The following is a 9,006-nucleotide window of genomic DNA, read 5'->3' on the forward strand; positions in this document are numbered from 1 at the left end:
CAGGTGTACAAAAGAATGATCGGTGCTAACACATAGCGGAATGGTATAACGGCGCGGGAAAGGGGATGAACCGTGCCAGAATCAGCTTTTTCCGCACGATTCTGGCAGAGCTTAGCTGAATTTATGCCTGATCTTTACGCCAGGCGTCGGCCGTCAGGGCTTCACCAAAGTGGCTGCTAATCAGGCGTTTGGTCAAATCGTGCAGCGGACAGGCCAACACCTCTGCCGTGCTGCCTCGTTCTACCACTTCGCCCTGATGCATAACGATCACCTGGTCACTGATATGCTTCATCATGCCCAGATGCTGGGTGACGTAGATATAAGAAATCCCGTGCTTAGCCTGTAATTCGAGCATCAGATTGATCAGCTGCGAGCGCATCGACATATCCAGCGAAGCCATCGCTTCATCAGCGATAATCACCTTAGGTTGCAGGATCAGCGCGCGGGCAAGGCCAACACGTTGTTTCTGGCCTGGTGCAAGCATATGCGGATAGTAAGCTGCATGATCACGCAACAGCCCGACCTGTCGCAGGGTAGCGATGATCCTTTTTTCCCGCTCTTCGGCAGTGAGTTCTGTATTCAGACGAAGAGGGAAGTCCAGAATCTGGCCGATGCGCTGGCGCGGATTGAGGGACGTGGAAGGATCCTGAAAAATCATTCTGATGCGCTGGCTACGGTAGCCATAATCACCATATTCCAGCGGATGGTCATCAATCAGAATGTCGCCTGCGCTTGGCGCAATCATGCCGCTGAGCATTTTGGCCAGCGTCGATTTCCCTGAACCGTTCTCCCCAATGATTGCCAGCGTCTGCCGCTCCCTGAGCATAAAGCTGACCTCTTTCACCGCCTCAACATGTTGACGACGAAACAGCCCGGTGCGATAGCGGAACGTTTTGCTGAGATTGCGGACTTCCAGCAGCGTTTCAACCATTACTGACTCTCCATGTTAAGCGGGAAGTGGCAGGCGAACAGATGGGACTTCGCGCCTGACAGCCTTGGCGTTTCAATGCATTTCTTCTGTGCATAAGGGCAGCGTGGGCCCAGGCGGCAACCAATCGGTAAGTGTTCGAGCGAAGGAATAGCGCCAGGTAAGGTGTTCAGTCGGCTTTTATGCGGGAGCGAAACGCCAAAATCAGGCATCGCTCGGATCAGCGCCTGGGTGTAAGGATGATGCGGGGCGACAATCAACTCCTCACTTGGTGCAGTCTCAACCGTCTGCCCGCAGTACATCACGTTAATTCGGTCAGCCCAGTGGCTGAGCATCTGCAAATCATGGCTGATCAGCAGAATGGTGGTGTTGTTGTTCTGGTTCAGACGAGCCAGCAGGCGGAAAATTTGTGCCTGAGTGGTCGGTTCCATCGCATTTGTGGGTTCATCCGCAATCAACAGACGCGGCTGATTAGCCAGCGCAATGGCAATCATCACTTTCTGGCACTCCCCGTCGGTCAGCTCATAGGGAAAGCTGCCCATAATGTCTTTATGATCCTTAATGCCGACGCGGTGCAATAACTCTATTGCACGGCGGTGACGCCAGCGGAAACGTTGATACCAGCGTCCCTTGTAGGTCCAGCCCGGAATAGCCTGCACAATTTGCTGGCCTACGCTCTCGGAAGGATCCAGACAGGACTGCGGCTCCTGGAAGATCATCGAGACGTTGTGGCCGATGATTTTGCGCCTTTCGCGCGGGGAGAGATGCAGCAGATCGATATCATCAAAACGCATCCGGTCTGCGGTTATGCGCCAGTTATCTTTGGTCACGCCGCAAATAGCTTTCGCAATCAGGCTTTTGCCTGAGCCGGATTCACCCACCAGACCGCGCACTTCACCTTCTGTTAGCGTAATGCTGACCCGGTCAACGGCCTTCACCGGGCCGTCAGCGGTCATAAATTCAATCGTCAGATTACGAATATCAAGCAGCGGCATCTATTCAACTCCCGCAACGATGGCCCGGCGAATGCCGTCACCCAACAGGTTAACGACCAACACGCTGAGCATGATGGCTCCGCCTGGCAGCATCACCGTCCACGGCGCAACGTAAATCAGCTCCAGCGCATCGCCCAGCATTGCGCCCCATTCAGGGGAAGGTAACTGGGCACCCAGGTCCAGGAAGCCCAGCGCGGCAATATCCAGGATAGCCATCGACAGGGCGCGGGTAAATTCAGACACCAGCAGGGCCAGAATATTGGGCAAAATGGCATACCAGAGAATATTCAGGCTACTGGCACCGTCCAGCCTGGCTGCGATGACATAGTCTTTCTCCAACTCGTCATGCACGGCGGTGTAAATGGCGCGAACCAGCCGGGGAATGATCGCCAGAAACACGGCCAGCAGCGCATGCTCCAGACGCGGCCCAAGAAATGCCACCACGATAATCGCTAACAGCAGTGAAGGCAGAGAGAGCAGCGTATCCAGAATGTGGTTCATGATCGCTGAGCGTAAGCCTTTGGTCAGTCCCGCCAGCACGCCTAAAACCATGGCACAAACCGCCGCGAAAAACGTGACCAGAATCGCAGACCCGACGGTCGGAGCCGCGCCGCTAATCAGGCGGCTGAGAATATCGCGGCCTAAATCATCGGTTCCCAGGAAGAACGAGACATCGCCATAGCGCGACCAGGAAGGCGGCAGCAGTTGATACCCCAGAAATTGCTGATCCAGTCCGTAAGGTGCCAGCAGGCGACCAAAGATGCAAACCAGCAGCAGCGCGATAAAGGCATAGAATCCAACCATCGCGCTGGTGTCATGATAAAACAGGCGCCAGGCATTACGCAGCGTGCTCGGTAGCCGCTCTTCGGCATAAATATTATCGGACGGCATACCATTCCTTATGCTTAAGCGGCGTCAAAGCGGCACCCAGAATATCGGCCAACACGTTCACGGTGATCACCAGACCGCCAACTATCATTACCCCAGCGGAAATCGCTGCATAGTCCTGCTGGCGGATGGCATCCACCAGGAAGCGGCCAAGGCCTGGCCAGCTGAACACCACTTCGGTGATCATCGCCAGCGTTAACATGGTGGAAAATTGCAGAGCCAATCTTGGGATGACGGGTGGCAGCGCATTGTGCAACACATGGCGGCGAATAATCGTCAGCCGTGAAAGTCCTCTGGTGGCAGCCGCTTTAATGTAGTTTTGCTCCATCACTTCGCGCGTACTGATGCGCAGCAGACGAACCACCTCAGTGGTGGGTGCCACGGCAAGCGCAGTCACCGGCAAAATCAGGTGAGTCAGCGCACTGATCAACATCTCATGTCGCCACGGAGAAGGGCTGATCCAGGCATCAATCAGGGCGAAACCGGTGACGTTCTTCACCGGATAAAGCAGGTCGAACCGGCCAGAAACCGGCAGCCAGCCAAGATTCAGTGAGAAGAACAGCGTCAGCAACAGCGCCAGCCAGAACACCGGCATGGAAAAACCCAGCAACGCCAGGGCGCTGATGGTTTTATCCTGCCATTTATTGCGCATCACGCCAGCCGCAATCCCCATCGGGATACCAATCACCATCGCCAGCGCGAAAGCCATAATGCACAGCTCCAGCGTGGCAGGAAACACCTCACGGATCTGCTGTCCAATCGGCTCACCATTAATGCTGGAAACGCCAAAATCCAGCTGGAGCAGACCTTTGTACCAGAAGAAAAAGGCGTCGTAGAGCGAGGCTCCTTGCAAAGGGGCATGCGGCGTGAAGTAGCTAAGGCTGAAGCCCACCAGCGTCAGCATAAAGAGGGTAACCAGCCACAGCACCAGACGACGCAGCGTGTAAATCACCATGGTTACTTTTCCTCGCCTTTGTCACGGTGCACGCCTGCGAACGAAGCGTTACCAAACGGGCTCAAGACCAGGCCCTGAATATCGTGGCGATAGGCCTGCAGACGCAGAGAATACGCCAGAGGCAGTACCGGCAGCGACTGCGCGAGCATTCTTTGTGCCTGATCATAATAATCAATGCGCGAGGCCAGTTGCTGAGAAAGCAACGCCTTATGCAGCACCTCATCAAAGGCCGGGTCACACCAGTGAGCATAGTTGGTCTGTGAGCCAATCGCCGCGCAGCTTAACAGTGGGCGGAAGAAACTGTCGGGGTCGTTGCTGTCGGTAGACCAGCCGGTCAGCGTCAGGTCATGATTCATCTGCATCAGCCGGGCTTCCTGGAACCGGCCTTCGACAGGCACTATCGTTACCGTGACCCCAATTTGCGCCAGATCGGCCTGAATCAACTCCGCCGTTTTTAACGGGCTTGGGTTCCAGGATTGGGACGTTGAAGGCACCCATAAATTCAGATTAAGATCGGTCACGCCCAGCGCTTTCAGCTGCTCTCTGGCTTTCTGCGGATTGTATTCAGTGACCTTGGCTTCGTTATCATAAGCCCAGGAAGCTCGGGGCAGAATGGAGGCCGCTGTTTCGGCGGTGCCGTAATAGATGGATTCCATCAGGCGTTCATTATTGATCGCCAGCGCCAGTGCCTGGCGAACTTCAACGCGGTCCAACGGGGCTTTACGGGTATTAAAGGCCAGATAGGCAATGTTCATCCCTGGACGAAGCGTCAGGCGCAGGCGGGGATCATCGCGCAGGATTGAAATCTGAGAAGCCGCCGGATAGGCCAGCACGTCACACTCGCCGGTCAACAGTTTGGAAAGCCGGCCAGTGCCGCCAGCGCCCATATCAATCACCACTTGCGGCATACGCGGCAGGCCTTTCCAGTAGTCTGGATTACGCGCCAGGCGAATGTATTGTCCGGTGCGATAACTGCTTAACATAAATGGGCCGGTGCCAACCGGCTGGCGATCCATCTGCTCCTGACGATCTTCTTCAGTCAGCTTGTCGGCATATTCTGCCGAAAGCACCGGCGCGTAGTGGGTGGCAATGTGCCAGAGGAAAGAGGCATCAGGATTGTGCAGGCGAATTTCCACCGTGTCTTTATCCAGCTTCTTAACGCTCTGCACCGCATCGGAAAATTGCAGACTGTCGAAATAGGGGTAGCTGCCGCCGTTGACGTTATGCCACTGAGACTGACGATCAAAGACACGCTGGAAGCTAAACACCACATCATCGGCATTCAGCGTACGGGTAGGGGTAAACCAGGCCGTTTTCTGGAAATGGACATTATGACGCAGGTGGAAACGGTAAGTGGCGCCGTTATCCAATACTTCCCAGCTTTCCGCCAGTTCCGGGATCAGCCGGTAGGTATAAGGGTCAACATCCAGCAGGCGGTCATAGAGCTGTGCAGCCAGCGTATCAACCACTAACCCTCCGCTGGCCATCTGCGGATTGAAGGTAGTGACTGCGCCGTTAACGCAATAGACAAAACCGCTCTGACGAATATCGCCGGGCGAAGCGGACCAGGTTGAGGCACTGAACAGGCTCAGCCCCAGCAGAAGCGTGGAGAATAATGTGCGCATAAGTCATCTGAAATATCAGGCAATAGTCAGAGTGTACCGCACTCTCTGGTCTGCCCCAAAGTTTGCCGGGGTAACTGGCGCTTTTTCAGGCTAAAAGGGGCAATAAGGTTTCCACAGTCTGGTCAGGGTTGTTCAGAATACGCCCAGTATTGCTATGGTAATGAGAAATATTCTCAACAAAGTGCTTTACAGTAGATACTGAGAATGATTATTATTCCCCTGCGCTTCGACGGTGGCTCTACCGAAGAAGAGCACGACATTGCTCACATTGCTTCCAGTATTTTTTAGCCCGCCTAGAGCGGGCTTTTTTTTTGGCTGATGACAGCTTCACACGTTATCGACATTGATCCCGTGCTTTTTCATCATTGCCCGCAGCTGGTGATAGGTGACGCCCAGTAATTCTGCAGCCCGACGTTGGTTGAAGCGGGACGAAGCCAGACTCTTCTCCAGCAGATCTTTCTCCTGCCGGGTCTGCCAACGGCGCAAATCTAACGGCAGATTGGGAAGGGCATCGGCCTGAGTTTCTTCTGCCTTGTCAATCCGGGACTCTTTTGGTTTGAAAGGGTTGATGATAATGCTGTCCAGCTGCTGATCGATCTCGCTGTGGCGGTAAACCGATCGTTCAACCACATTCTTTAGTTCGCGCACATTACCCGGCCAGCCGTACTCCAGCAGCATCTTTCTTGCAGAAGCGGTAAAACCGGGGAACAGCGGCAGGCCAAGCTCGCGGCACATCTGGATGGCAAAATGTTCTGCCATCACCAGGATATCGCTGCGGCGCTCGCGCAGCGGGGGAAGCTGTACTACGTCAAAGGCCAGGCGATCGAGCAGGTCGGCACGGAACTTTCCCTCCTGCGCCAGCAGCGGCAGATCGTCGTTAGTCGCACAAACCAGCCGCACGCTAACCTGAAGCGGCTGACTGCCACCAACACGCTCTAAATGCCCGTATTCAATCACCCGCAGCAGTTTTTCCTGCACCAGCATTGGCGCCGTGGCCAGCTCATCCAGAAACAGGGTTCCGCCATCGGCACGTTCAAAACGCCCAAGATGGCGTTTCTGGGCACCGGTAAACGCGCCGGCTTCGTGGCCAAACAGCTCAGAATCGAGCAGGTTTTCATTCAGAGCGGCGCAGTTAAGCGAAATAAACGGGCCCTGCCAGCGATCGGACAGATAATGAAGACGGCTGGCGATCAGTTCTTTCCCGGTTCCGCGCTCGCCAATCACTAACACTGGCTTGTTCAACGGCGCAAGTCGGGAAACCTGTTCAAGCACTTCCAGGAAGTTATTGGACTCGCCCAGCAAGGTGTCGTTATTTTCGCTCATGAAATTCACCAGATGTTAGTTATTTACACCACATTAACCAATCAATGACAGGCTGTAAACCCTGAGAACGCCCATAAATCAATAAGATAAAAGTTGGCACGCGAATTGAATAGTCCTTACCGTAGCCGCACTTTGCTGCGCACATTCAACAAGACACAACCGAGGACTTTGATTATGGGTATTTTTTCTCGCTTTGCCGATATCGTGAACGCCAATATCAATTCGCTGCTGGAGAAAGCAGAGGATCCGCAAAAGCTGGTACGCCTGATGATTCAGGAAATGGAAGACACGTTAGTAGAAGTGCGTTCGACCTCCGCCCGTGCGTTGGCAGAAAAGAAACAGCTGGTTCGCCGCATCGACCAGGCTGAAGCGCAGCAGACTGAATGGCAGGACAAAGCGGAGCTGGCGCTGCGCAAGGAAAAAGACGACCTGGCCCGTGCTGCGCTGATCGAAAAACAGAAGTTGACCGATCTGATCGTTTCACTGAAACGTGAAGCAGAGCAGGTAGAAGAGACGCTGACCCGGATGAAAGGCGAGATTGGAGAGTTAGAGAAAAAACTCAGCGAAACCCGTGCTCGCCAGCAGGCGCTGACTTTACGTCATCAGGCTGCTTCTTCTTCCCGTGACGTTCGTCGTCAGCTGGACAGCGGTAAAATTGATGAAGCGATGGCCCGTTTCGAATCTTTCGAACGCCGCATCGACCATATGGAAGCTGAAGCGGAAAGCCAGAGCTTCGGTAAGAAGAAAACGCTGGATCAGGAATTTGCTGATCTGCATGCCGATGATGAAATCAGCGAGCAACTGGCCGCGTTAAAAGCCAAAATGAACCGCAGTGAGTAATGCCTGTGCCCGGCATCGCAGGCCTGATGCCCGTTCCTGAAAATGTTCAGGTCGATATTTCAAGGAGAATGAATGAGCGCGTTATTTCTGGCCATACCCCTGACAATCTTCGTGTTGTTTGTGGCGCCCATCTGGTTATGGCTGCATTACAGCAACCGTCAGAACACCGGAGCTGAGCTGTCGCAAAGTGAACTGCAGCGTTTGCAGCAGTTGACTCAGGACGCTAAACGGATGCGTGAACGTGTCCAGGCGTTGGAAGAGATTCTGGACGCAGAGCATCCGAACTGGAGGCAGCCATGAGCGGCGTAAGCATCAAAGGCAAGAAGCTTTATCGCATCCCTGCCAAAGGGAAGGTGAAAGGGGTTTGCGCCGGGGTTGCAGAGTATCTGGATATTCCGGTTCGTCTGGTGCGGGTGATTGTGGTGCTGTCGATGTTCTTCGGCCTGTTCATTATCACGCTGATCACCTATTTCGGCCTGGCTTATCTGCTGGACGACATGCCGGATGAACTGGACAGAAACGGTGAAAAAGCGCCGACGGCTCATCAGTTGCTGGATCAATTGAGCTCGGAGCTGAACAGCGGCGAAGCCAGTCTGAGGAATATGGAGCGTTATGTTACCTCCGAAACCTTCAGCGTCCGCAGCCGTTTTCGTCAGCTATAATCCCTCTGAGCGGGCTCGTGCGCGGGCCTTTCTCTTTTTCTAAGGAGTTCTGTATGCGTAACTGGCAATCAGCTGTGAAAAGTAATGCTACGCCCGCGTTTAAGAGGGTGGGCAAATTTGTGCTGATCAGCGCGCTGACTTACGGACCTGGTGGTCTGGCAGGTTGGGCGGTGAAATCTGTTGCTCACCGACCGCTGAAAATCTTCCTCGCCTGGGCGCTGGAACCGTTGCTGCGTCGGGCTGTTCGTGGCGCTTCAGCTCGCTGGAATAAATCTAAAAACTTGCCTTAATTTGCTACACTTGCTTTCCCGAAGACTGCAGTAAAAAGAACAATAAAAGGTGCCGACACCACAATGAAACGACTTCAAAATGAATTGCTGTCGCTGGTGAATCGGGGCGCGGATCGCCACCTGCGCCTTGCTGTCACTGGCCTCAGCCGCAGCGGGAAAACCGCTTTTATCACCTCTCTGGTCAATCAATTACTTAACGTCAATTCTGGCGCTCGCCTGCCGATGTTTTCCGCCGTTCGCGAAGAGCGCCTGCTGGGCGTGAAGCGCGTTCCACAGCGGGATATGGGTATCCAGCGCTTTACTTATGATGAAGGGCTTTCCCAGCTTTACGCTTCGCCGCCTGACTGGCCAACGCCAACTCGCGGCGTTAGCGAAATGCGCCTGGCGCTTCGCTATCGCTCAAGGGAATCTTTGCTGCGGCATTTTAAAGACACCTCAACCCTGTTTCTGGAAATTGTCGATTATCCCGGCGAATGGCTGCTGGATTTGCCGATGCTGGC

General features: G+C 54.3%; 11 protein-coding genes. 5 read left to right on the forward strand and 6 right to left on the reverse strand.

The annotated features are described in order from the left end of the window. Positions 1-121 precede the first annotated feature (121 nt). The 6 genes from sapF to pspF form a co-directional block, all read right to left on the reverse strand. Entirely contained in the window at positions 122-931 is an 810-nt protein-coding gene (gene sapF / locus WCC56_RS01785; RefSeq protein ID WP_424690726.1) for a putrescine export ABC transporter ATP-binding protein SapF, read from the reverse strand. Then, positions 931-1,923, reverse strand: a complete 993-nt coding sequence (gene sapD / locus WCC56_RS01790) for a putrescine export ABC transporter ATP-binding protein SapD (RefSeq protein ID WP_424690727.1) — start codon at positions 1,921-1,923, stop codon at positions 931-933. Before sapD ends, sapF begins: the two co-directional genes overlap by 1 nt. Further along, entirely contained in the window at positions 1,924-2,814 is an 891-nt protein-coding gene (sapC, locus tag WCC56_RS01795) for a putrescine export ABC transporter permease SapC (protein ID WP_424690728.1), read from the reverse strand. It abuts the gene before it with no gap. After that, positions 2,801-3,766, reverse strand: coding sequence for a putrescine export ABC transporter permease SapB (gene sapB / locus WCC56_RS01800; protein WP_424690729.1), 966 nt, complete (start codon positions 3,764-3,766; stop codon positions 2,801-2,803). Before sapB ends, sapC begins: the two co-directional genes overlap by 14 nt. A 2-nt stretch (positions 3,767-3,768) precedes the next feature. After that, positions 3,769-5,391 carry an ABC transporter substrate-binding protein SapA gene (sapA, locus tag WCC56_RS01805; protein ID WP_424690730.1) on the reverse strand — a complete coding sequence of 541 codons (1,623 nt, stop codon included), beginning with the start codon at positions 5,389-5,391 and terminating at the stop codon, positions 3,769-3,771. 327 nt (positions 5,392-5,718) lie between these two features. Further along, entirely contained in the window at positions 5,719-6,714 is a 996-nt protein-coding gene (pspF, locus tag WCC56_RS01810; RefSeq protein WP_424690731.1) for a phage shock protein operon transcriptional activator, read from the reverse strand. Between the two features lie 174 nt (positions 6,715-6,888). On the opposite strand from pspF, the gene pspA reads away from it, so the two are divergent. From pspA to WCC56_RS01835, 5 genes are all read left to right on the forward strand, one after another. Further along, positions 6,889-7,554, forward strand: coding sequence for a phage shock protein PspA (gene pspA, locus WCC56_RS01815; protein WP_424690732.1), 666 nt, complete (start codon positions 6,889-6,891; stop codon positions 7,552-7,554). Positions 7,555-7,626: 72 nt separating this feature from the next. Next, a complete protein-coding gene (gene pspB, locus WCC56_RS01820) occupies positions 7,627-7,854 on the forward strand; it encodes an envelope stress response membrane protein PspB (RefSeq protein WP_424690733.1) in 228 nt (75 codons plus the stop codon). Continuing rightward, on the forward strand, positions 7,851-8,216 hold the full coding sequence (gene pspC / locus WCC56_RS01825) for an envelope stress response membrane protein PspC (RefSeq protein WP_424690734.1): 366 nt from the start codon (positions 7,851-7,853) through the stop codon (positions 8,214-8,216). Before pspB ends, pspC begins: the two co-directional genes overlap by 4 nt. Positions 8,217-8,269: 53 nt before the next feature. Then, the gene (pspD, locus tag WCC56_RS01830; protein ID WP_424690735.1) at positions 8,270-8,506 is read left to right on the forward strand and encodes a phage shock protein PspD; all 237 of its coding nucleotides are present in this window, start codon (positions 8,270-8,272) and stop codon (positions 8,504-8,506) included. Positions 8,507-8,569: 63 nt separating this feature from the next. Next, the coding region (locus tag WCC56_RS01835) for a YcjX family protein (protein ID WP_424690736.1) at positions 8,570-9,006 on the forward strand (437 nt) is incomplete at its 3' end.

The sequence above is a fragment of the Erwinia sp. genome (assembly GCF_049696395.1).
GTDB lineage: Bacteria > Pseudomonadota > Gammaproteobacteria > Enterobacterales > Enterobacteriaceae > Erwinia.